Origin of the sequence: Limosilactobacillus coleohominis, from assembly GCF_016901675.1 — a bacterium.
Taxonomy (GTDB): Bacteria; Bacillota; Bacilli; order Lactobacillales; family Lactobacillaceae; genus Limosilactobacillus; species Limosilactobacillus intestinavium.
On record NZ_JACJKU010000215.1, the window covers coordinates 1 to 240 of the forward strand.

Consider the following 240-nt stretch of genomic DNA (forward strand, 5'->3'; position numbering starts at 1 on the left):
TTTGGTTGCCTAGTTTTGTTTGAATGCGTCGTTCATTATAGAAGTGAAGCCACTCTTCAACCGCTTGTTTTAGTTCATCTTGATTGCGATAACGTGTATCGGCCTCGATTTCCGCTTTCAATTTACTAAATACTGTTTCGCAAGCGGCGTTATCTAAGCATGTTGCTCGATGGGACATGCTTTGTCTGATCTTTCCTTTGCGCAACAGTTTACGCCAAGCACGATGTTGGTAATGCCATC

Annotated in this window: 1 protein-coding gene; it reads right to left on the reverse strand. The window is 42.9% G+C overall.

Going from position 1 to position 240, the window contains the following annotated elements; genetic code table 11:
* Nucleotides 1-240: integrase core domain-containing protein (locus H5975_RS08560; RefSeq protein WP_204785654.1), on the reverse strand; the 240-nt coding region annotated here is incomplete at both ends.